18 protein-coding genes are annotated in these 21,318 nt (G+C 59.4%); 13 read left to right on the top strand and 5 right to left on the bottom strand.

The genetic code is table 11. From position 1 onward, the window contains the following. Nucleotides 1-10 precede the first annotated feature (10 nt). Nucleotides 11-1,069 (top strand): ABC transporter ATP-binding protein, encoded by a 1,059-nt coding sequence (locus RAC79_RS21725; protein ID WP_374997528.1) that lies wholly within the window; start codon nt 11-13, stop codon nt 1,067-1,069. A 95-nt stretch (nt 1,070-1,164) separates the two neighbouring features. Beyond that, nucleotides 1,165-2,208: a zinc-dependent alcohol dehydrogenase family protein gene (locus tag RAC79_RS21730; RefSeq protein WP_078051826.1), complete on the top strand. Its 1,044-nt coding sequence runs from the start codon at nt 1,165-1,167 to the stop codon at nt 2,206-2,208. Nucleotides 2,209-2,252: 44 nt separating this feature from the next. Here the strand turns inward: RAC79_RS21730 and RAC79_RS21735 are convergent, their stop codons facing one another. Beyond that, nucleotides 2,253-2,897: a hypothetical protein gene (locus RAC79_RS21735; protein ID WP_174039504.1), complete on the bottom strand. Its 645-nt coding sequence runs from the start codon at nt 2,895-2,897 to the stop codon at nt 2,253-2,255. Between the two features lie 332 nt (nt 2,898-3,229). On the opposite strand from RAC79_RS21735, the gene RAC79_RS21740 reads away from it, so the two are divergent. Both RAC79_RS21740 and RAC79_RS21745 read left to right on the top strand, forming a co-directional pair. Continuing rightward, nucleotides 3,230-4,006, top strand: a complete 777-nt coding sequence (locus RAC79_RS21740; RefSeq protein WP_174039505.1) for an AAA family ATPase — start codon at nt 3,230-3,232, stop codon at nt 4,004-4,006. A gap of 78 nt (nt 4,007-4,084) precedes the next feature. Then, entirely contained in the window at nt 4,085-5,416 is a 1,332-nt protein-coding gene (locus tag RAC79_RS21745) for an MFS transporter (RefSeq protein WP_174039506.1), read from the top strand. A gap of 190 nt (nt 5,417-5,606) precedes the next feature. On the opposite strand, the gene metH is transcribed toward RAC79_RS21745, so the two are convergent. Continuing rightward, nucleotides 5,607-9,380 (bottom strand): methionine synthase, encoded by a 3,774-nt coding sequence (gene metH, locus RAC79_RS21750; RefSeq protein ID WP_174039507.1) that lies wholly within the window; start codon nt 9,378-9,380, stop codon nt 5,607-5,609. Nucleotides 9,381-9,572: 192 nt separating this feature from the next. Here metH and RAC79_RS21755 point away from each other — a divergent pair, with 192 nt between their 5' ends. Next, nucleotides 9,573-10,820 carry an AGE family epimerase/isomerase gene (locus tag RAC79_RS21755; RefSeq protein ID WP_174044658.1) on the top strand — a complete coding sequence of 416 codons (1,248 nt, stop codon included), beginning with the start codon at nt 9,573-9,575 and terminating at the stop codon, nt 10,818-10,820. A 144-nt stretch (nt 10,821-10,964) separates the two neighbouring features. On the opposite strand, the gene RAC79_RS21760 is transcribed toward RAC79_RS21755, so the two are convergent. Both RAC79_RS21760 and RAC79_RS21765 read right to left on the bottom strand, forming a co-directional pair. Continuing rightward, nucleotides 10,965-11,525, bottom strand: a complete 561-nt coding sequence (locus RAC79_RS21760; RefSeq protein ID WP_080857058.1) for a dual specificity protein phosphatase family protein — start codon at nt 11,523-11,525, stop codon at nt 10,965-10,967. 211 nt (nt 11,526-11,736) lie between these two features. Beyond that, nucleotides 11,737-12,189: a hypothetical protein gene (locus RAC79_RS21765; RefSeq protein WP_080856597.1), complete on the bottom strand. Its 453-nt coding sequence runs from the start codon at nt 12,187-12,189 to the stop codon at nt 11,737-11,739. A 442-nt stretch (nt 12,190-12,631) separates the two neighbouring features. On the opposite strand from RAC79_RS21765, the gene RAC79_RS21770 reads away from it, so the two are divergent. From RAC79_RS21770 to RAC79_RS21785, 4 genes are all read left to right on the top strand, one after another. After that, the gene (locus tag RAC79_RS21770; protein ID WP_065655776.1) at nt 12,632-13,264 is read left to right on the top strand and encodes an outer membrane protein; all 633 of its coding nucleotides are present in this window, start codon (nt 12,632-12,634) and stop codon (nt 13,262-13,264) included. A 211-nt stretch (nt 13,265-13,475) separates the two neighbouring features. Next, nucleotides 13,476-13,835: a hypothetical protein gene (locus tag RAC79_RS21775; RefSeq protein ID WP_174039509.1), complete on the top strand. Its 360-nt coding sequence runs from the start codon at nt 13,476-13,478 to the stop codon at nt 13,833-13,835. A gap of 342 nt (nt 13,836-14,177) precedes the next feature. Beyond that, nucleotides 14,178-14,939 (top strand): helix-turn-helix domain-containing protein, encoded by a 762-nt coding sequence (locus RAC79_RS21780; protein ID WP_374997529.1) that lies wholly within the window; start codon nt 14,178-14,180, stop codon nt 14,937-14,939. A gap of 143 nt (nt 14,940-15,082) precedes the next feature. Then, nucleotides 15,083-15,418 carry a MobC family plasmid mobilization relaxosome protein gene (locus RAC79_RS21785; RefSeq protein ID WP_374997530.1) on the top strand — a complete coding sequence of 112 codons (336 nt, stop codon included), beginning with the start codon at nt 15,083-15,085 and terminating at the stop codon, nt 15,416-15,418. Here the strand turns inward: RAC79_RS21785 and RAC79_RS21790 are convergent. Further along, nucleotides 15,301-16,434 carry a hypothetical protein gene (locus RAC79_RS21790; protein WP_374997531.1) on the bottom strand — a complete coding sequence of 378 codons (1,134 nt, stop codon included), beginning with the start codon at nt 16,432-16,434 and terminating at the stop codon, nt 15,301-15,303. The two genes, RAC79_RS21785 and RAC79_RS21790, sit on opposite strands and share 118 nt — an antisense overlap. Here RAC79_RS21790 and RAC79_RS21795 point away from each other — a divergent pair. From RAC79_RS21795 to RAC79_RS21810, 4 genes are all read left to right on the top strand, one after another. Then, on the top strand, nt 16,409-16,663 hold the full coding sequence (locus RAC79_RS21795) for a hypothetical protein (RefSeq protein WP_374997532.1): 255 nt from the start codon (nt 16,409-16,411) through the stop codon (nt 16,661-16,663). The two genes, RAC79_RS21790 and RAC79_RS21795, sit on opposite strands and share 26 nt — an antisense overlap. 3 nt (nt 16,664-16,666) lie before the next feature. Next, a complete protein-coding gene (locus RAC79_RS21800; protein ID WP_374997533.1) occupies nt 16,667-16,999 on the top strand; it encodes a hypothetical protein in 333 nt (110 codons plus the stop codon). Between the two features lie 66 nt (nt 17,000-17,065). After that, nucleotides 17,066-18,919 (top strand): type IV secretory system conjugative DNA transfer family protein, encoded by a 1,854-nt coding sequence (locus RAC79_RS21805; protein ID WP_374997534.1) that lies wholly within the window; start codon nt 17,066-17,068, stop codon nt 18,917-18,919. Between the two features lie 294 nt (nt 18,920-19,213). Then, the gene (locus RAC79_RS21810; RefSeq protein WP_374997535.1) at nt 19,214-21,316 is read left to right on the top strand and encodes a helix-turn-helix domain-containing protein; all 2,103 of its coding nucleotides are present in this window, start codon (nt 19,214-19,216) and stop codon (nt 21,314-21,316) included. The last annotated feature ends 2 nt before the right edge of the window (nt 21,317-21,318 follow it).

A 21,318-nucleotide genomic window follows, 5' to 3' on the forward strand; every position in this document is an offset into this window, starting at 1 on the left:
ACAATATTTCATGAGATTTTTGACACTTAGCAACATCAAGAAATCCTTCGGCTCCGTGCAGGTCGTGCATGATTTCAACATGGCCATCGAAAAGGGCGAATTCGTCTCCTTCCTCGGGCCATCGGGCTGCGGCAAGACCACCGTGCTGCGCATGATCGCCGGCTTAGAAACCCCGAGCGGCGGATCGATCGTCATCAACGGCAAGGACCAGACGGCGCTCAGACCGAACCAGCGCAATATCGGCATGGTGTTTCAGGCCTATGCGCTGTTCCCCAACATGAATGTCTATGAAAACGTCGCCTTCGGGCTCAAAGTCGCCGGCAAGCCGAAAGCCGAGATCGACGCCCGCGTGAAGGAAATGCTCCAGCTTATCCATCTGGAGCATCTGGCGGACCGTTACCCCTACCAGATGTCGGGCGGCCAGCAGCAGCGCGTGGCGCTTGCCCGCGCGCTCGCGCCGAAGCCGGAAGTACTTTTGCTGGACGAACCGCTCTCCGCGCTTGATGCCAAGATTCGCGTGTCGCTACGCGAAGAAATCCGCCAGATTCAGCAGAAACTCGGCATCACCACCATTTTCGTGACCCACGATCAGGAAGAGGCCCTGTCGATTTCTGACCGCATCGTCGTCATGAATGGCGGCCGCGCCGACCAGATCGGCTCCCCTTTCGATATCTACAACAAGCCCGCGACCCGCTTCGTCGCCTCTTTCGTCGGCACCCTGAACCTCATCGACGCCACTGTGGTCGATTCCTCATCCAACACCATCCGCGTCGGAGAGCAGCAGATCACCCTCAACAAGCCAGTCGATGCGGCGAACGGCGAAAAAATCACCCTTGCCCTTCGGCCGGAAGCGGGTTCGCTCGGCAGCGATGCGAAAGGCGATGTCGCCATTTCCGGCCTCGTCACCTCCAGCCAGTTCCTCGGCTCCGTGATCCGCACCCGCCTCGATCTCGGCGGCTCGACCCTGTCTTTCGACATGTTCAACGATCCCGGCACAGCACCGCCCGCCGTCGGCGAGCAGGTGACGCTGAAATTCGCAGCCGGCGACCTGATGGTCATCAAGGACTAAAGCGCTTTTCCAGACGTAAAACCGCTTCGCCCATTTGCGGGACATGGTAGAGCAGGTATGACTTCGAACCTGCATACCAAACATGTGAGGCCATGATGCGCGCGCTTTTTTACGAACTGTTCGGCGAAACCCCGGTTGTTGCATCGCTGCCCGATCCGGAACCGACCGATGGCGGCGTGGTCATCGAGGTAAAGGCGACCGGCCTCTGCCGCAGCGACTGGCACGGCTGGATGGGGCATGACCCGGATATCCGCCTGCCGCATGTTCCCGGCCACGAATTCGCAGGCGTGGTCGCCGCCGTCGGCAAAAACGTCACCCGCTTCAAGACCGGCGACCGCGTCACCGTGCCCTTCGTCTCCGGCTGCGGTCATTGCCATGAATGCCGCTCCGGCAACCAGCAGGTCTGCGAGGCGCAGTTCCAGCCCGGCTTCACCCATTGGGGCTCCTTCGCCGAATATGTCGCCATCGACTATGCCGATCAGAATCTGGTGCACCTGCCGGAATCGATGACTTATGCCACCGCCGCCGGCCTCGGCTGCCGTTTCGCCACCTCCTTCCGGGCCGTGACCGATCAGGGACGCCTGAAGGGCGGCGAATGGCTGGCGGTCCATGGCTGCGGCGGCGTCGGCCTCTCCGCCATCATGATCGGCGCTGGCCTCGGCGCGCAGGTCGTCGCCATCGATATTGCCGAAGACAAGCTCGAACTTGCGCGGCAGCTCGGCGCGACCGCCACCATCAACAGCCGCGCGGTTGCCGATGTTGCCGAGGCGGTTCGCGAGGTGACGGGCGGCGGCGCGCATGTCTCTGTCGATGCGCTTGGCCACCCGCAGACCTGCTGCAACTCCATCAGCAACCTGCGTCGGCGCGGCCGCCATGTACAGGTGGGCCTCATGCTGGCCGATCACGCCATGCCCGCCATCCCCATGGCCCGGGTGATCGCGCATGAGCTGGAGATCTATGGCAGCCACGGCATGCAGGCATGGCGTTATGAGGACATGCTGGCGATGATCGAAAGCGGCAGGCTCGCGCCGGAAAAGCTGATCGGCCGCCACATCACGCTTTCCGAGGCCGCAACCGCCCTGCCCGCCATGGACAGCTTTAAGGAAAGCGGCATCAGCATCATCGACCGGTTCGAATAGTGCAGGCTCCTGAGACCGCCTGAGGTTTAGGGATTTTGCACCGCTCAGGCGCTCCTGCGTCCGAATGTCCGGACCGCAGTGGTTCCTCGGGCAGACGCATGGGCCGGCGATGCTGCCGGGATACGCGCCGCGTGATCCGTCTGGCTATCGCTCCATTGACGGTTTACCAGCTGTTTCTTGCGGACCTCCAGCGGGTCGGGGGTGTCCTCCTCCTCCTGCCGCTTATTTCCCGCAATTGCGGAGATCGTCGCCAAACGCGAAATCCACCGCACTAGCTGCATGCCCTTGTGCACAAGCACAAAGATACCAGCAATTGCGACCGCTATGATAATCACGAGGTTCCAGGGCGCGTCGCTGGCCCTCGCCGCCCGCTCCATGCGGTCTTTTGTCGTCGGATCAAAACCAAGCGTCGCCTTCAGCCTGGCGATGTCAGCATCGCTGAGTCTGCTGTAACGCTCGCCGCGATACAGCACATAACCGCTCCTATCCCCGCTGTTGAGATAACCAATGTCGAATGCTTCCCCGTCGCGAAGAAAAGGCTCGTTATCCGGCAGATCGTAAACGAGATCGATCGTCTCGCCGCCGCCGAATCCGGGGATGGCAAAAAAGCGGGACTTCCGCGCCTCAGCTTCGCTCACGAATATCGCGGAAAATAGAAACGCGACCGAAAAAAGCGCAATATGCTTCATTCACTCTCTCCAACAACAACGAGAATGACAACAACTGGCATTGCTGAATTAATTTGAAGTTTATACTTACGATAATATCCTAATTTTAAGATAAGTATTGAATATATCTAATATTGATCGATTTTTCACCAGAAATGTACTGTACTAATTTATAATAAAATGAACTTCGAACGATTCGGCATGACGTATCTCCGCCAAAGTGCCAAACCATTGGTGCGAACAGCGCCCCACGTTAAGCCGCAATCACACGCAATTGCTTTGAGCATAGCGCCGCGATGATGCGACAGAGCGCAGCGTCGGCGAACATGACGGGATTAGATAAGGAACGCGACATGCTGTTTCTCGATAGCGTAACCATGAAAGAGACCCCGGACGGAAGAGACGACTATCCCTTCTCCGTTCCGGCGCTACGCCACCTGGAACGCCTCGAATTCAAGACGCCGATCACCTTTTTCGCCGGTAATAACGGCTCGGGAAAATCGACACTGCTGGAGGGTCTGGCGGCGGGAATGACGGCCTATGCCATCGGCAATCATGGCCAGGTCAAGGGTGATCTCTATCTCCAGCATGCCGAAACCGTGGCGAAGGCCTTCTATTTTGCCCGCAAAAAATATCCGAAGATCCGCATGTTTCTGCGCGCGGAAGACGTGCTTGGCTATATCCGTCGACAGAACGAGGAAGCACTGGACGATTTTCGTTGGGAGCGGGAAAAGGCTTTAAAAAACGGCGAGTATTTTCCGGAGGAAACGCCGGAGACATTTCGCGGGATTGTCAGGAACAACAGCCTCGACCGGCGATCGCATGGCGAAGGCTTCCTCGATATCATGCATCGGCGCCTGCATGGCGCCGGCCTCTATTTTCTCGACGAACCGGAAAGCCCGCTTTCGCCGCAAAAGCAGCTCGAACTGGCAGCCCTTATCCGCGACGCCGCCGATAGCGGCGGACAATTGATTATCGCTTCGCATTCGCCGGTGCTTTTGGCCATTCCCGAGGCCACGATTTATTACTTCGATGAGGATGGCATCACCGAGCGCCTCTATGACGAACTGGAAAACATCAGCTTTCTGCGGCGCTTTCTCGATCGCCCCTCGAAATACCTGAGTGATTGAGCGTCGATAAGGCTTGAAATCGTGCCGCTCTTGCCGCATGCCCATAAGTACTACGTAATTTAGAAAAGAAGCAGCCTCATGTCTCCCACCACCACACCGGCGGCAGCCCGGCCTCTTAACGGTCAGGATTACAAAACTCTTGGCCTTTCGGCCCTCGGCGGCGCGCTCGAATTTTACGATTTCATCATCTTCGTATTTTTCGCCACCGTCATCGGCCATCTGTTCTTCCCGCCGGAAATGCCCGACTGGCTGGTGATGATCCAGACCTTCGGCATCTTCGCCGCCGGTTATCTGGTGCGGCCGCTGGGCGGCATCGTTCTGGCGCATTATGGCGACCGTTACGGCCGCAAGCGGGTCTTCGCCTTCTCCATCCTGCTGATGGCGCTCTCCACGCTGGGCATGGCGCTGATGCCGACGTATGCCACCATCGGCGTGGCCGCCCCCATCCTGCTCATCGTCCTGCGCATGCTGCAGGGCGCTGCCATTGGCGGTGAAGTGCCGGGCGCATGGACCTTTGTTGCCGAACATGTGCCCTTCCGCCGCGTCGGGCTCGCCTGCGGCTTCCTCACATCGGGCCTTTCCTTCGGCATTATGCTGGGATCGCTGATCGCTTTCGCAATCAACTCGCTCTTCACGCCGGAAGACGTGGCCGGTTACGCCTGGCGCATTCCCTTCCTGCTCGGCGGTATTTTCGGCCTCATCGCCGTTTATCTGCGCCGCTGGCTGGAAGAAACGCCGATCTTCATGGAAATGAAAAAGTCGAAGTCACTGACGGACAAGCTGCCGCTCGGGCTGGTGTTGAAGCACCATATGCGCGGCGTGGTCATTTCCGCGCTGCTGACTTGGGTTCTCTCGGCCGCCATCGTCGTGACCACACTGATGACGGCCACCTTCCTGCAGAAGCTTTACGGTTATACCCCGACACAGGCGCTGGCCGGCACCAGCTTCGGCACGCTGTTCCTGATCTTCGGCGTCATCATCGCCGGTGCGCTGATCGACCGCGTCGGCTCGGGCATCTTCTTCATGGGGGCAAGCATCTTCTTCGGCATCGCCACCTTCACCTTCTACAGCTATGCCGGCACATCGCTTCAAACCATGTTCGTGCTTTACGGCGTCATGGGCCTTTCGGTCGGCATGGCAGGCGCGGTGCCCTATGTCATGGTCCGCGCCTTCCCGGCCTCGGTGCGCTTTTCCGGCCTCTCCTTCGCCTATAACGTCTCCTATGCCGTCTTCGGCGGGCTGACGCCGATTGGCGTGACCACGGCGCTTGCGATCAACCCCATGGCCCACGCGTGGTATCTAGTCTTCATCGCCGTCCTCGCCTTCTGCATTGGCCTTTACCTCTATCTGCGCGGCAGCGAGGTGGAGAGCCATGTCGGCATCGAGGAACTGGCCGCGTTAAAGTCGTAAAAGACGACATCAACGAAAAGCGCGGGGCATGCCCGCGTCGCTCGACGTCATCCTTGGGCTTGTCCCAAGGATCTAATCACAGTCGATAAAATCGAAACGTTGCAGATGCTCGGGACAAGCCCGAGCATTACGGAAGAGAGGTTTCAGGGCTTAGTCCCTGAAAGCTATTTGACCACCTTTGCCCAAAACCTCACGCCGCGCTATCAATTTCCTCGGCAGCATTCGTCGGTACGTAGTTCAGTACCGGCCCAAGCCAACGTTCCACCTCTTCCACCGGCATATCCTTGCGGCGCGCATAATCGAGAACCTGATCGCGCTCCACTTTGGCGACACCGAAATAATAGCTCTCGGGATGGCCGATATAGATGCCCGAGACGGAGGAGCCCGGCCACATGGCATAACTTTCCGTCAGTTCCACACCCGCCGCATTGGTGGCATCCAGCAAGGCAAACAGCGTCTTCTTTTCGGTGTGATCGGGCTGGGCAGGATAGCCGGGTGCCGGGCGAATGCCGGCATAGGCTTCGCCAATCAGCTCATCGCCGTTGAAGTTTTCCTGCGGCGCATAACCCCAGAACTCCTTGCGCACCCGCTCATGCATGCGCTCAGCGAAGGCTTCCGCGAAACGGTCGGCCAGCGCCTTGACGAGAATGGACGAATAATCGTCATTCGCCCGCTCGAAACGCTCGGCAATCGCTACTTCCTCGATGCCCGCCGTCACCACGAAACCGCCGACATAATCGGCAACGCCGCTATCGACAGGCGCGACGAAATCGGACAGCGCCACATTGGGGCGACCGTCGCGCTTGGAAAGCTGCTGGCGCAGCGTGAAGAAAGTCGCCAGCTCTTCGCCGCGGCTTTCATCCGTGAACAGCCGGATATCGTCGCCCACGGCGTTGGCCGGCCAGAAGCCGATCACCGCCCGCGGCCGGAACCAGTTTTCCTCGATGATCTTCTTCAGCATCGCCTGCGCATCGCTGTAAAGCTGCCGCGCCGCCTCGCCCTGCTTTTCGTCATCGAGAATGGCCGGGAAACGACCCTTCAGCTCCCAGGTCTGGAAGAACGGCGTCCAGTCGATGTAACGGGAAAGCTCTTCCAGATCATAAGTTTCGAACACCCTGGTGCCGAAGAATTGCGGCTTGACGGCGCTATAGGCCGACCAGTCGATCTTGTGCGCATTCTCGCGGGCGCGGGAAAGCGGCAGGCGCTGCTTTTCCCGCTCATTGCGGGCGTGCGCCTCCGCCACCTTGGCATATTCGCTGCGAATACCGTCGATGTAAGCGGGCTTCTGCTCGGCAGAGATAAGCGCCGACACGACGCCCACCGCACGCGAGGCGTCGGTGACATAGATTGCCTGCCCCGCCTCGTAACGCGGATGGATTTTCACCGCCGTATGCACACGGCTCGTCGTCGCGCCGCCGATCAGCAGCGGGATGTCGAAACCCTGCCGCTCCATTTCGGCCGCCACATGCACCATCTCGTCCAGCGACGGGGTGATGAGGCCGGAAAGGCCGATCACATCCACCTTTTCGGCAATCGCCGTTTCGAGGATTTTCGTCGTCGGCACCATGACGCCGAGATCGATGATCTCGTAATTGTTGCAGGCGAGAACGACGCCGACAATGTTCTTGCCGATATCGTGCACGTCGCCCTTGACGGTCGCCATCAGCACCTTGCCGGCAGCGCTGCGTTCCGCACCGCCGTTCTGGCGCTTTTCCTCTTCCATGTAAGGCAAAAGCACGGCAACCGCCTGCTTCATCACGCGGGCGGATTTCACCACCTGCGGCAGGAACATCTTGCCCGAACCGAAGAGATCGCCGACCACATTCATGCCGGCCATCAGCGGCCCTTCGATGACGTGCAACGGACGCTCCGCCTTCTGGCGCGCCTCCTCCGTATCGGCCTCGATATATTCGGTGATGCCGTTGACCAGCGCATGTTCCAGCCGCTTTTCAACGGGCAGCTCGCGCCAGGAAAGGTCCTGAACCTTGGTATCCTTGGCGCCCGTACCACGGAAACGCTCCGCGACCTCCAGCAACCGTTCCGTCGCGTCGTCGCGGCGGTTCAGCACCACGTCCTCGCAGGCCTCACGCAGTTCAGGGTCAATATTGTCGTAAACCGCAAGCTGCCCGGCATTGACGATGCCCATATCCATGCCGACCTGAATGGCGTGGTAAAGGAACACGGCATGCATCGCCTCACGCACCGGCTCATTGCCGCGGAAGGAGAAGGACAGGTTGGAAACACCGCCGGAAATATGCGTCAGCGGCATGGTTTCGCGGATGGTCTTGGTGGCCTGAATGAAATCCACGCCATAATTATTGTGTTCCTCGATACCCGTCGCAACGGCAAAGACGTTGGGATCGAAAATGATGTCTTCCGGCGACAGGCCCGCCTTCTCGGTCAGGAGCTTGTAGGCGCGCGAGCAGATCTCGACCTTGCGCTCATAAGTATCGGCCTGCCCGACCTCATCGAAGGCCATGACCACGACCGCCGCACCGTAATTATGGACGAGCCGCGCCTGCTGGAGAAACTTCTCCTCGCCTTCCTTCAGCGAAATCGAATTGACGATCGACTTGCCCTGAACGCATTTCAGGCCGGCCTCGATGATTTCGAACTTGGATGAGTCGATCATCACAGGCACACGGGCGATATCCGGCTCGGCGGCGATGAGGTTCAGGAACTCCACCATCGCCTTTTCGGAATCGATCAGACCCTCATCCATGTTGATGTCGATGATCTGCGCACCGTTTTCCACCTGGTCGCGGGCAACCGCCAGCGCCGCCGTGTAATCGCCGGCGGTGATGAGCTTGCGGAAGCGGGCCGAGCCGGTGACGTTGGTGCGCTCGCCGACATTGACGAAGGGAATGTCCTTGGTCAGCACGAAAGGCTCGAGGCCCGAAAGCGACATGAAGGGCTTGTGCTCGGGAATTTCGCGCGGCTTGTAGCCTTTCACAGCCTGCGCAATCGCCCGGATATGCTCCGGCGTCGAACCGCAGCAGCCGCCGACGATGTTGACGAGACCGTCCCGGACAAAGCCCTCGACCTGACGCGCCATCATCTCAGGCGTTTCGTCATATTGGCCGAATTCATTCGGCAGGCCGGCATTCGGATAGGCGCAGACGAATGTATCGGCCACGTCAGACAGTTCCTGCAGATGCGGACGCATGGCGTCGGCACCCAGCGCGCAGTTCAGGCCGATGGTGAAGGGATTGGCATGGCGCACCGAGTTCCAGAAGGCCGAAGGCGTCTGGCCGGAAAGTGTGCGGCCGGAAAGATCGGTAATCGTGCCGGAGATCATCACCGGCAGGCGGATGCCCTTCGCCTCGAAACGCTCCTCGCAGGCGAAAATCGCCGCCTTGGCGTTCAGCGTATCGAAAATCGTCTCGATGAGGATGATGTCGGCGCCGCCATCGATCAGGCCGTCGATCTGCTCGCCGTAAGCAATACGCAGGTCGTCGAAACTGACGGCGCGGTAACCGGGATTGTTGACGTCAGGCGAAATGGACGCCGTGCGGTTCGTCGGGCCGATGGCGCCCGCCACGAAACGGCGGCGGCCATCTTCCCGCTCGGCGCGCTGGGCGGCACGGCGGACAATCGCGGCACCCTCGCGGTTGAGGTCGTAGACGGCATTTTCCATCTCGTAATCGGCCTGCGCGATACGCGTCGACGAAAACGTGTTGGTTTCGAGAATATCCGCACCCGCCATGGCGTAGCGGTAATGGATGTCTTCAATGGCATCCGGCTGGGTCAGGATCAGAAGGTCGTTATTGCCCTTCTGGTGACAGGCACAGCCGATAAAACGATCGCCCCGAAAATGGTCTTCGTCAAAACCCAGCCCCTGGATCTGCGTGCCCATGGCGCCATCGAGAATGAGGATGCGTTCGCTGGCGGCATCGCGCAACGCCTTGAAAATTTCCGCGCCGTCACGCTTTGCCCCTTCAGGGCCGAACAGATCGTCAAACACGGGCACACTCCTCATTTCGATTTGCAAGATCGCAAGCCGTCAAGTCACATAAAGATATGTTTATGTCAATATATCTTCAAGAGACAGGCATGGCTTTGCGCAGTTGCAGCACGTTACGAAATATCGCTGACAGATGACAGGTTTATACAGCAAGGATATAAGCCGAAGCAGCAAACCGCATGGAGGACGAGAATGCCCGAGGACGATCACAACAGCCGCAACTGGAACACCCTGCCCTGGCATCGCCAATGGCTGGTAAAACAGGCCGAGGGACTTTTCGATTTCTTCCAGTATCGTGTCCTCAACCCTGCCGGCGGCTTCTTCGATCTCGATGCCAAAGGCGCGCCGTTGCAGCCAAACGACCCCGTGCGCGGCATCCATGCTTCGGCCCGCATGGTGCATTGCTTCTCCATCGGCCACTTGCTTGGCCGTCCGGGCTGCGGCGATATCGTCGATCACGGCATGACCTACCTCTGGAACAGGCACCGCGATGGCGAGCATGGCGGTTATTTCTGGCAGGTGAACGATGCCGGCCCAGTGGACGCCACCAAGCAGGGTTATGGCCATGCCTTCGTGCTTCTGGCCGCCTCTTCCGCCAAGACCGTCGGCCACCCACTGGCCGACAAGATGCTGGCCGATATTACCGAGGTTCTGGAAACCCGCTTCTGGGAAGAAAAACACGGCGCCATCGCCGAGGAATTCCATCGGGACTGGTCCCCCATCGAGAATTATCGCGGCCAGAACTCCAACATGCACCTGACCGAAGCGCTGATGGCGGCCTATGAGGTTACCGGCGACAATAGCTACCTCAGCAAGGCGGAGCGCATCGCCGATCTCGTCATCCGCCGTCGCGCCGGCGAGCTGGACTTCCGTGTACCGGAGCATTTCGATGAGAACTGGACGCTCGACAAGGAGTATCGCGGCAACGAAATGTTCCGCCCCTCCGGCTCCACCCCCGGCCACTGGCTGGAATGGGCGCGCCTCATCCTGCAATTATGGGTGCTGGGCGAGCGCCGCCATGACTGGATGCCGGTGGCTGCGAAATCGCTGTTCGTGCAATCCATGGCGCTCGGCTGGGACCGGGAAAAGGGCGGCTTCTTTTATACGCTCGACTGGAACGACGATCCCGACAAGCGGGCGAAGCTCTGGTGGCCCATGTCCGAGGCGGCGGGCGCTGCCCACTTCCTCAACGAGAACCTGCCGGCGGACAACTTCTATGAAGACAGCTATCGCCGCATCTGGAGCACCATCGCCAACAATTTCATCGACCATGAGAATGGCGGCTGGCATGAGGAGCTGACGGAAGATTTGGTTCCCGCACACACGCTGTTCCCCGGCAAGGGCGATATCTATCACGCGCTTCAGGCGTGCCTCATCCCGCTTTTCCCGGCGACGGGAAGCCTGACGAAGGTGATCAGGGAAAGCGGCGGGGATTATTGAGGCGCTCTGCGCAACCGTCCGTCATGCCGGCCTTGAGCCGGCATCCAGCCACGGCGCGTCTGCGCCCTAAAAGAGTCTTTTGCGATCAATGACTTGATCGCACTGGACCCCGGATCAAGTCCGGGGTGACGATGTATGGCGGCGTCAAAACCCGATGGTTTCTTCGAAATCGTCCCAGGACTGGTACATTTCATAACGCCCGATACCGGGGATCGGCACATGCCCGTAATAGGGGGAAAGCTGAAATTCTGCGGCCGCCTCGCTCTTGCCGGCCACGGCAGCCACATAGATGGCGGAGGCAAGCCCGGTGCGGTTCGCGCCATGTTCGCAATGGATGAGAACAGGTTTTTCCGCATTGCGCAGCACGGCCGCCAGCGTTTCCGAATCGTCCACCGAGACCTTTTCGCTTGAACTCAGCGGATAATCGACAAGCCGGATGCCGTTGTTCCTGGCCGCAAGGCTTTCGGCATCATACCAGCCTTCACGCTTTTCATCGCGCAGGTTGATGATCGTCTTGATGCCATAAGCCTTGGCATAGGCGGCGATGTCCTTGCCGCTCGGCTGGGCCGAACGATAAAGCTCTCCGGGAATGACTTCATGAAAATTTCCGGTCAGTTGACCGATGCCCATATGCGCACCCGCCAGAACCGGCAGGGCGACAAGGCCGATGGCGGTTATTTTCAGAAACTTCAGAACACTACGCAAAACATCAACCCGCGACATTCATCGAATGGAGGGGGAGATGGCATCGCAAATGGACGAAAACAAGTCAGCGACTGCCCCAGCCGGTTCCGTTGCGGACGATGGGAATTTACCCATCCGCCCGAAACCGCTGTGATGCAGGGATTTTCCGGCCGCCGCTCACCGGCGCGAAATTTTTCAAAATGCCGTGATAACGGGCAGCCACACGAACCGCTCAGTCGAATTCCGCGGAAATGACGGTAACACGCCATTCCAGCCGTTGCGGCTCCACCCTTTCATTGTTGCGCATACGGAACGCCCGGCAGGCCGAGAAAGTCTCCCCGGCTTCGATCCGTCTTTCGCTCACCTGATAGGGATCGAAGGAAACGGAGGCACGGAAGGCCGGTTCGAACCCTTCGAGCGTATAGGTCAGCCGCTGTACGGCGACATCATTGTCGTTGCGGAAGCTGACGCGGATCGGCAGTGCCGCATCCGGGCAGGCCGCATCGAATCCGGCGCTGGCGACGATATGGTCGAGCCGCTGGTTGCCGCGCCACCAGTCATAAATCACAAAGGCGGCGGTGACCGTCCAGATCAGCAACAGGCAAATGACAACGGATTTGAGATGCCGCGGAAATGCAATGAGGGCGAGAAGAAGAATGGCGCTGAGAACGGCTCCGACAATCACGTCGCCCCTCCTCCGCTAAAATAAAGCCTCATACGATCTCATCCTCCCATGCCCTTTCCGCCCGCAACGATCCCCCTCACCGGGAAGTCGCAACGGTGTAGTCTCAACCGCAGCTTATGCCGCCGGCGATGCGGCGAAAACATCGACTCCGCCATAGTCTACCACAACTCTATGGTCGCGCCCTGCGCTGTCAAGACAACCAAGCGTGACGTCGGCTGGGCGCTCTGCCGGACTTTTGACGAAACGGCGAAGGGAACCAAACACGGCCAAAGACGTTCGCCGCATCAGAACAGCATGGCGGGGCGATAAAAAGCCGCGATCCGGGGCAAGACGGCCAGCAACGCCGGGAGGACACGAGCGCATCTTGGAACCGCCGAACCCCGCCCCATATTAAAAGCAGCTAATCTATGCTATGGATGTCAGTCAGCTCAGGGAGAAAACGATGAAAACGCTGATCGTAACGTCACTTCTGGCCCTTTCCGCCAGCACCGCAATGGCCGCGGATGCCGTCTACGAAACGCCGGCACCTCCGGTCGCTCAGGAAACCCTGCCGGTCTTCACCTGGTCTGGCCCCTATCTTGGTATCCAAGGCGGCGCGGGCTGGGCGAATGGCGATTTTTCGGCGGGCGGCCCCGTCGCTTCGGATAATTTCAATGGCGGCATTCTGGGTGCCTTTGCCGGTTACAATTACCAGTTCGACAATAATTTCGTCGTCGGCATCGAAGGTGACGTCGATTATAACTGGAACGACAATGACTATGCCGGTGTGCAGATCGGCACCGACTGGCAGGGCTCCGTCCGCGGCCGCGTCGGTTATGCCTTCGACCATGCCCTGCTCTATGCCACCGCCGGCTGGACCGCGACACGCGGCTTCATCGAAACGCCCGGCGCTGGCAAGGACAGCACCACCTTCAACGGCTATACCGTTGGCGCGGGTCTGGACTATGCCTTCACCGACAATGTGTTCGGCAGGCTGGAATACCGCTACAACGACTATAGCGACAAGGACATCTTCGGCATCAACACCGATGTCGACCAGCACACCGTAAAGGTCGGTCTCGGCGTGAAGTTCTGATCGCGACCAATCGACTTCGACAAAAAGCCCGGCGATCCGCCGGGCTTTTTCGTGACTGAAAGCCTGAACCGGTTTGAATTCTTACATTCTGAAATCAGAGAAATATGAACTGTGCAGAAATGGAATATTCACAGGCCGTTCACCCGTCCCGTGCCATGATCCGGGCATAATGAGCCTCTATCTCCCGAAGCAGGCTTATGGAGTAGCCCCGATGAAAAAGATAATTCTTTCCACTATTGCCGCGCTGGTCGCCACCGGCAGCATTTTTGCATCCTATGGCAGCGCTGCCGCGCAGGACTATCCCTATCGCCCACGCTATGACCGCGGCGGCCCACCCCCGCCGCCCTACCGCGAACACCGCCGCCACAATGACGGCGCAGCGATCGCCGGCGGCCTCGCCGCAGGCGTCATCGGCGGCCTGATCGGCGGCGCCATCGCCAATAGCAATAACGGCCCGCGCTACTACGAGCCGCCACCGCCGCCCCGCCCGCGCTGCTGGTTCGAAGACCGCCGCGTTCCCAATTCCTATGACGGCGGCTGGCATACGGAAAGTATGCGGGTCTGCGACTGATATTAAAGCTTTCTCGATCCGGCTTGCCCCATCGGCACGCCGGATCGGCTCCGACGCATTCATTCCCCAGCCGGGCTGTGCCATCGGCATAGCAGAGATCACGCGTCAGACGTGACAGACGCGCGCTCGCGAAGAGCCGCAAAACATCCCAAGCAATTGATCTTGAAAGAAAATGGTGGGCCCGGAGGGCCTGCCGAATTCGAAGAAAATCAGCAGCTTAACCCTGTGTGGGACGAAGACCCCATTTTATAAAAATCAATGGCTTAGTAAAGCCGCCGTCCCACTTTTTCCGGCCGTTTCCGGCCCTTCTTTCCCGGTCGCGTTGCGCCCAGGGAGGCGCGCATGAGCGGGGCGCGGCCGTTTCGGGACGTGAAGCTGCAATGGCTTCAGCAATTGAGCTGCGACAAGGATTTGAGCGACAGCGCGCGATCCGTGGCACTCTATATCATCACCACGCATTTGAACGGCCACACCGAAAAGGCGTGGCCGTCCTATCAAACGATTGCCGACGCGACCGGCAAGAGCGTCAAGACCATTCAGCGCGCCGTCCGTGAACTTGAGGTCAAAGGATGGTTCGAGGTCCAGCGCGGAAATGGCGTCGGGCACAACACAGAATATCGTCCCTCAGCAGCGTCGATTTTACGCGCATCGGACGCCCGCGAAAAGACGGACAAAGTTGTCACCCTTTACCCCGACAAAGGCGGTCAAAATCGTCCGGAAAGGCGGTCAGATGTGTCCGGCGAAGGGGGACAAATATGTCCACCAAACTTAGAGAAAGAAAAAATAAATAAACCTAACCCGCGCGAGGACGCCCCGCCGCGCGTCGAGACGCCGCGAGCCGTCCCGCTCGTTTTCGTGGCCGAGACCAAGGCGGATCAGGTCGATCAGTGGCGCACCTGGTTGCGACGACACGGCTTTCCTTCGATCGACGCCTTGGGCATGCGGACGGTGAAAACCGGGAAGGCAGGCTATGCTTTGCCCAGCTATTGGCCACCGGACGAGACAAGCCCGAGTGCGCTGGATTGGATCGCTTTCTTCAGCCGCCGCCGTGACCACATTGCCACCGAGACTGCCCGACAAACCGACCTTCGGAGGGCGTCATGACGGACGGCGATTTGAAGGGAGCAAGGCGACCCCTGTCATACGGCGAGCCTTCTGACAGGGAGCCTTGTGAGGGGAGGCAAGCCTCCCCTTCAAACCCCACCAAGAGCACGCGGCGATCGCCCAAAGGCGACCTCAATGCCGTCGTGGTTTTCCGCTGCACGGCATCGGAAAAGCAGGCGCTGACCGCACGCGCGGCGCGGGCTGGTCTGCCCTTCGCCACGCTGATGCGGGAAGCGCTTGGCCTCACCGAGGCGCGCCGCCGCCGTCCGGTCCCCAAGGTGGACCCTGAGCTGGTGCGCGCCGTCGCCCGGATCGGCGGCAACCTCAACCAGATCGCGCGATGGCTGAACACGGCCCAGGTTCAGGGCCAGGTGTCCGCCATCGACGCAATCACGGTTGCAGCGCGCCTGGTCGCGATCGAGCGGGCGCTTTCGGAAACGCTTGAGCAGTTCACGGCCAAGGATGGCGCGCCGTGCTGATCAAGTTCTTCCGAAACGGCCAGGGCGGCGGATCGGGACCGGTTGACTACCTGGTCGAGCGCGACGTCGTCGCCTACGACCAGAACCGCAACGCGATCCGCGACGAGCGCGGCGAGATCTTGCTGTTTGCCCGCGAGCCTCTGCCGGAGGTGCTGCGCGGCGATGCAGACCGCATGCGCGCGCTGATCGACGCCTGCCCGCACCAATGGACCTATCGCGCCGGCGTCATCGCCTTCACGGCGGAAGACGCGCCGAGCCCTGTCCAGCAACGGCAGGTGATGGACGCCTTCGAGAGCCTTGCCTTTGCCGGCCTCGAAGCCGACCAGCACGATATGCTTTGGGTCCGCCATACCCACGAGGGCCGCGTCGAGCTGCATTTCGTGACGCCACGCATGGAGCTTGCGAGCGGGCGCAGCCTCAATATCGCGCCACCCGGCTACCAGAAGCACTACGACGCCCTGCGCGATGTTCTGAACAAGGAACACGGCTGGAACGATCCGATGGCGCCGGAGCGTGCCCGCGAGACCGTCAGCCTCATCGAGAGTGTCAGGCGCGGCGATGCCCGTGAGTTGATCCATGACTGGATCGTCCAGCGCATCGAGACCGGCCAAATCCATGACCGTCCGAGCATGACCGAAGCCTTGACGGCGGCGGGGTTCGACCTGCCGCGCGCCGGCAAAAACTACATCACCGTGCGCGATCCGGAGACGAACGAGCGCTGGCGCCTGAAAGGAGACCTGTTCCGTGAAGACTGGACCCGAGAGAATACCCTTGAGCGAGCGTTTGAAAGATCGGCTGGCGAGCCCAGCCGCTCCGGAAGCCGGCTCGATGCCATCGCCCTCGACGAGCTTCGAGCCCGATTGGAGCGAAGCCTTGAGGCGCGCGCAAGCTACAATCGAGACCGATATCCGCAGCTTCACGGACGCGAACCGACAGCACTTGAGCGAGGCGCTGGCGACGACCGAGGCGGACGTGAACAGGCTCCGGTCGATGGTACAGCCGTTCTTCCTGACCATGGGTGCGGTGGCACTGCTGATCGTCCTGTTGAGCTTCACCGCGAGTTGGTTTTGGGCGGGGCTGATGATCGACCGAGCCCAGAGCGCCAGCCTCTGGCAGATGGGCTTGCAGATCAACCACACCAGCAACGGCAAGGTCCTGACATGGGACGTCAACCGCCTTCAACTGATCACCTGTCAGGCAGGGACCGCCAAAACCCCATGCCTGAAGATCGTCCAGGGAGATTGACCGATGACCGGAACCACCAGGCCACCGATGCCCGAGACCCTGTCGCCGCTGGAGCGGGAATTGCTGGGTTACGTCGAGACGTTGATGAACACCTTGCAGAGCGGAACCGCGCAGTTCGAGGCGCTGGAGAAACGCTCGACCGACATGATCGAAAACCGGCAAGCGGCTTTGGAAAGATCGCTGAAATCGCTCATCGCGTCACAGGCTACGTTCATGAACGCCTGGCTCGCCTTAAACAGTCATTCCAGCGACACGGCCTCGACCGAGCTGGCGGAAGCGTTCGCCCTGCTGGAGCAAGCCGAAGCGATGCTGGAGACGGTCGCGCCGCCGACGTGACAGCCCGATCGCCTGCGCCAAGTCGCGGCCGCAACTGATCCTCATTCCCGTCCGGAGTTTCGAGCTATGAATTTGATTATTCAGCCCTATCGCTATGCCCTTTCCCTTGCCGTCGTGGCCGCCGGTTTCCTGCTGATGGAGACCACGCCGTTGTTCTGGCCACCCATCTACCAGAATGCGCGCGCAGCGATCCTGGTCATGTTTTGCGGGTTTGCGCTGCTGACCTTGGCAGGAGACACCCAGGGCCGCATCCGCAGCGCGTCGGGCTTAGCTGTGGGGGCTGCCCTCCTTGCCGCGTCTGCTCTCGCCCTTATCGACCCGACCATTGCGGCAGGCGTCCTGCTCGACAGCTTCAAGAGTTGGCGCAATGCCGGCTATTCCGGAATCGAGAGCATCCGGGGCATGGTTTCGACATGGGATCGCTTCACCGAGGCGCAAAAGCTTGGCGTGCAAACCAGCCTCGCCATCGGCCTGCCTGTGCCGCTGTTCCTCATTCTGCGAGCGATCTCGATAGCCGCCCCCGCTTCGTCAAGCCGGGTTTCAAAACAAGGCCCATGGCGCGCCCGATGGATGAATCGCCAGGAGTTGCGCCAGCTCCGGCACAACGACAGCGGCTTGCCGCTCGGTCTCTCCGGCGGCGCAATGCTGCGTTATCGCCCCAACCCGAAGACCGGATGGCGTGCCGGCCATCACGTCGCCATCGCAGGCACGCGCGCCGGGAAAGGCGTGTCCGTCGTCATTCCCGCCATCATCGACCATGACGGGCCAGTCGCAGTCCTCGACATCAAGGGCGAAAACTTCGCCGTGACGCGCCGATATCGACAGTCGCTCGGCCGTCAGGTCGTGGTTCTCAATCCCTTCGGTGTCATCGAGCCGTCGAAGGATCGCTTCAATCCGCTCGACTATATCCGGCAAGCGCACCTGGTCCGCGACATCGAGGTAATTGCCGAGGGGCTTGTTCGACCGGAAAGCGGAAACGGCGCGCACTTTGCCGAAATGGCGAAGTCCATGATCGCCGCCGTGATCGAGGTCGTCATGACCAGGCGCATGGAAGCGGATCGCAACCTAATCACCGTCATGGACCTGCTGTTTTCCGCCGGCTTTGAAAAAACACTGACGGAATGGGCCGGTGCGCCGGAGACATTCGGCACCCGCCCGGCCGCCGCCGCTGCCACCTTCCTTGCAGCCGGCGAGAACGAGCGCGGCGCGATCAAGACGACGATCAAGAAGGCCTTCGATTGGGCGCGTTCCGACGAACTGCGCAGTTTCCTCAGCGCCTCCACATGCTCGCTCGAAAGCATGTTCGAGGGCCGCGCCGATCTCTTCATGGTCGTGCCGCTCGACCAGGTAGACGCCCAGGCTGTCTTTCTCCGATTGCTGACAAACATCATTCTCGGCATGGCAGTGCGTCTTGAAGGCGCGAAGAAGCCGAAAAAGAATGTGCTGCTGGTCTTGGACGAGTTTGTCCGCCTCGGCCGCATGGAGAAGCTGATCAACATCGCCAACGTCGCCGCTGGCTGCGGCATCGAGGCGCTATTCATCACCCAGGACAAGGGCCAGATCGAAAGCGTCTACGGCAAGGGCGACACAGCCAGCATTCTAGGCTCCTGCGTCACCACCCGCATTTTCGGTCTCGGCCGCGCCGAGTTCGAAACCGCTAACTGGGCAGCGAACGCGCTCGGCGATCAGACGGTGTTGACCCGTACCAAGCAATCAGCCGCCAAATTTGGGGAGAGCCAGAAGACTTCGACCGCCGAACAGCGCCAGAAGCTCATGACGGCCGATCAGATTCTCGAAATGAAGACGGTCAGTATGCTTTTGTTGACGGGGTCAAAGCCGCCAGCGCTGATTGACGCAGTCGTTTCGCACCGGCATCCGGCATATCGAAGGAAGCTAGACCGTAATCCTATGGTGCGATGAATGGGATTGCCCGGAGGTACCGAAAAGCAGTGAGAGCAAAGCGAGCCGCCCATTCTACGCCTTAAGCAGATCAATCAGTCCTATTTGACCGCGGCTTCGCCGATTCTCTCACCCTCATTGGCGGAACGCGCTCTTCATGTTGCCGTAGAAACCAGTGGTTGCCAAACTTGCCATCTCGAAAACATCGACATTGAACTGGTTACGCCCGATAAACTTTGTCAATTTTTGTGGTTGCATTCGTCATGCATCCGTCATACCGTGAATGCATTCACAACATTAAACGAGGATTGCCGAATGGATGACCAGATCCCTACATCGCTTATTCGAATGGCGCGCGACCGGTCTAGAGTTCGGCAAGCCGATCTAGCTACCAAGTTAGGCATTAGCGCGAGCGTGCTCTCGCGACTGGAGGCCTCTGAAACCACAGACGCAAAAATGGCAAAACGCTACCTCGAAGCACTTGATACGGATCTGGGAAAGGAGATCATCTCGTTCTTCGAGCGCCGGTGGCGGCATCTCAGTCGCCCCGACTTTAGGCACCCGGACCGAGAGGCTATCTGGGCCGCTGAGCAGGCCCTGCAAAAGCTGGATGGATTTGAAAAGTCAAAGGAATTCGATCCGATTCTTCAGAACCCGCTGAACAACCTGCGCAAACGGCTTTCAGCTGATGTCGACTTCATCCGGCATACCGAGCATGGCATTGCATTTCTCGGCGAAATCGGTGTTGGCAAAACGACTGCGCTCTCCTTCGTGACGAACTTGCTTGTCCCTGACGGTGAAAAAAAGACAAGCGTGTTCCCTACTGGAAGCGGACGCATGACCGTATGCGAAGTGGCGATTAAAATTGCGCCGGCCTACGGAATCGCGGTCGACAGCATGAAAGAAGACGAGATCCGAATGTTGGTATCCGATCTTGTCAACGGAATTGCCACCGGGAAAGGCGGGCTGCCTAGCGAACTCGATCGCGTTATTCGCAACATGGCGGATGTCCGCAGAGTAACGATTCGATCACGCAAGGCGGGTGAGAAACCGACGACTGTCGATCATCTTAAGGAACTCATTGAACGTATGGGCGACGTCGATGCCGTGATAGCAGAGGTCGTTGCGCGAATGAAGCTAGAGTCGCGAACCAGTACGCAGATAATTCTCTCAAAAGACACAGAGGACAGCATGGAGTGGCTGTCTAAGAACATCTCACGTATCAACTATGGGCAGCATCCAGATTTTTCAGTGCCGGAGCGGATTACAGTGTTGCTTCCGCTCGATGCGCTGCGAGATACCCCTTATGCGCTCAGCGTTATCGACACCAAAGGCGTCGAGGGCACTACGCAACGCGCAGACTTGATGAGACAGATCGAAGATGAGCGCACTGTTACAGTACTGTGCTGCTCCTTCTCCGATGCGCCCGGTAATGTACCTTTGTCGATTATGCGTGATGCCTTGGACACCGGAACGGGCGCAATCGAGGGCGACCGCATTTGCTTGCTCGCGCTTCCGCGAAATGACGAAGCCCTTAAAATTGTTGACGACATGGGCAATAGACCTAGCTCGACCGAGGAGGGTTACGCTATCCGCGAAGGCCAGATCGAACAACAATTCGCGACCGAAGGGCTGCCATCAGTGCCAGTCAATTTCTTCCATGTCGAAACGGACTCTGCGCAAGACGTTTGGGAATGGCTGATCGACAGAATTGGAGCGATACGCGCAGCAAAAGTGGAACGCATCGGGCGTCATGTAGAAGCCGCTGATAGTTTTATAACGAATGCTGATGTTGCGAAGACGCGCGAGGCTCGTACGACCATCGCGGAAACCATGCGCAAGGCTGCTGAGCGGTTTCGCGATCTGCCACCAGTGATGCGGCCGGCCGCCTCAAACCTTGTGGCAGAGGTGAAGAACACTCATCAGAGCTCGGTCGCGGCGTCTGTCAGCCGTCGCGGCGACTGGCCTCAATTTAATGCCGCGCATATCCTTGGCCAGGGCGTTCGGCGCGACGTCAATCTGCGCACCAACGATATATTTGTCCGTATCGATGAGGCCATTGAGGGGTTGAAGGACGACTTCGGTCACCTCGCCGATGTGGCGCAATTTTTGGAAAATATGTGCGAAGATAGCCAGGAATGGCGAAAGGACTTGCTCTCACGTGTCGCCCTAGCTGGGCGGATGCTTTATGCGCCTCACCTCCTAAACCATGCAGGTGACCTTTGGCAGGCATGCCATGACCGATATGGAGAAGGCAGCGGCTATCGTATCGATGTCTCGCAGCAGTTCCAGGCTCACTTCGACACCGATACCGATGCGCTGGCAACAGCAGTAAAAGTCGAGAATCAAGTTAAAATACTTTGGGAGCAGATCATTATTGACGCGCTGATCGCGAGCTCCGCATTCACTGAAGAATAACG

The sequence above is a fragment of the Agrobacterium sp. LR_9 genome (assembly GCF_041954855.1).
GTDB classification, from domain to species: domain Bacteria; phylum Pseudomonadota; class Alphaproteobacteria; order Rhizobiales; family Rhizobiaceae; genus Agrobacterium; species Agrobacterium leguminum.

Excerpts from the sequence above, each read along its gene's own strand:
- RAC79_RS21790 (WP_374997531.1), bottom strand. The coding sequence starts at position 16,434 with ATGGTCAGGAAGAACGGCTGTACCATCGACCGGAGCCTGTTCACGTCC.
- RAC79_RS21775 (WP_174039509.1), top strand. The coding sequence starts at position 13,476 with ATGAAAAAGATAATTCTTTCCACTATTGCCGCGCTGGTCGCCACCGGC.
- RAC79_RS21800 (WP_374997533.1), top strand. The coding sequence starts at position 16,667 with ATGACCGGAACCACCAGGCCACCGATGCCCGAGACCCTGTCGCCGCTG.
- RAC79_RS21780 (WP_374997529.1), top strand. The coding sequence starts at position 14,178 with ATGAGCGGGGCGCGGCCGTTTCGGGACGTGAAGCTGCAATGGCTTCAG.
- RAC79_RS21805 (WP_374997534.1), top strand. The coding sequence starts at position 17,066 with ATGAATTTGATTATTCAGCCCTATCGCTATGCCCTTTCCCTTGCCGTC.
- RAC79_RS21770 (WP_065655776.1), top strand. The coding sequence starts at position 12,632 with ATGAAAACGCTGATCGTAACGTCACTTCTGGCCCTTTCCGCCAGCACC.
- RAC79_RS21810 (WP_374997535.1), top strand. The coding sequence starts at position 19,214 with ATGGATGACCAGATCCCTACATCGCTTATTCGAATGGCGCGCGACCGG.
- RAC79_RS21795 (WP_374997532.1), top strand. The coding sequence starts at position 16,409 with ATGGTACAGCCGTTCTTCCTGACCATGGGTGCGGTGGCACTGCTGATC.
- RAC79_RS21740 (WP_174039505.1), top strand. The coding sequence starts at position 3,230 with ATGCTGTTTCTCGATAGCGTAACCATGAAAGAGACCCCGGACGGAAGA.
- RAC79_RS21745 (WP_174039506.1), top strand. The coding sequence starts at position 4,085 with ATGTCTCCCACCACCACACCGGCGGCAGCCCGGCCTCTTAACGGTCAG.
- RAC79_RS21730 (WP_078051826.1), top strand. The coding sequence starts at position 1,165 with ATGCGCGCGCTTTTTTACGAACTGTTCGGCGAAACCCCGGTTGTTGCA.
- RAC79_RS21735 (WP_174039504.1), bottom strand. The coding sequence starts at position 2,897 with ATGAAGCATATTGCGCTTTTTTCGGTCGCGTTTCTATTTTCCGCGATA.
- RAC79_RS21755 (WP_174044658.1), top strand. The coding sequence starts at position 9,573 with ATGCCCGAGGACGATCACAACAGCCGCAACTGGAACACCCTGCCCTGG.
- RAC79_RS21725 (WP_374997528.1), top strand. The coding sequence starts at position 11 with ATGAGATTTTTGACACTTAGCAACATCAAGAAATCCTTCGGCTCCGTG.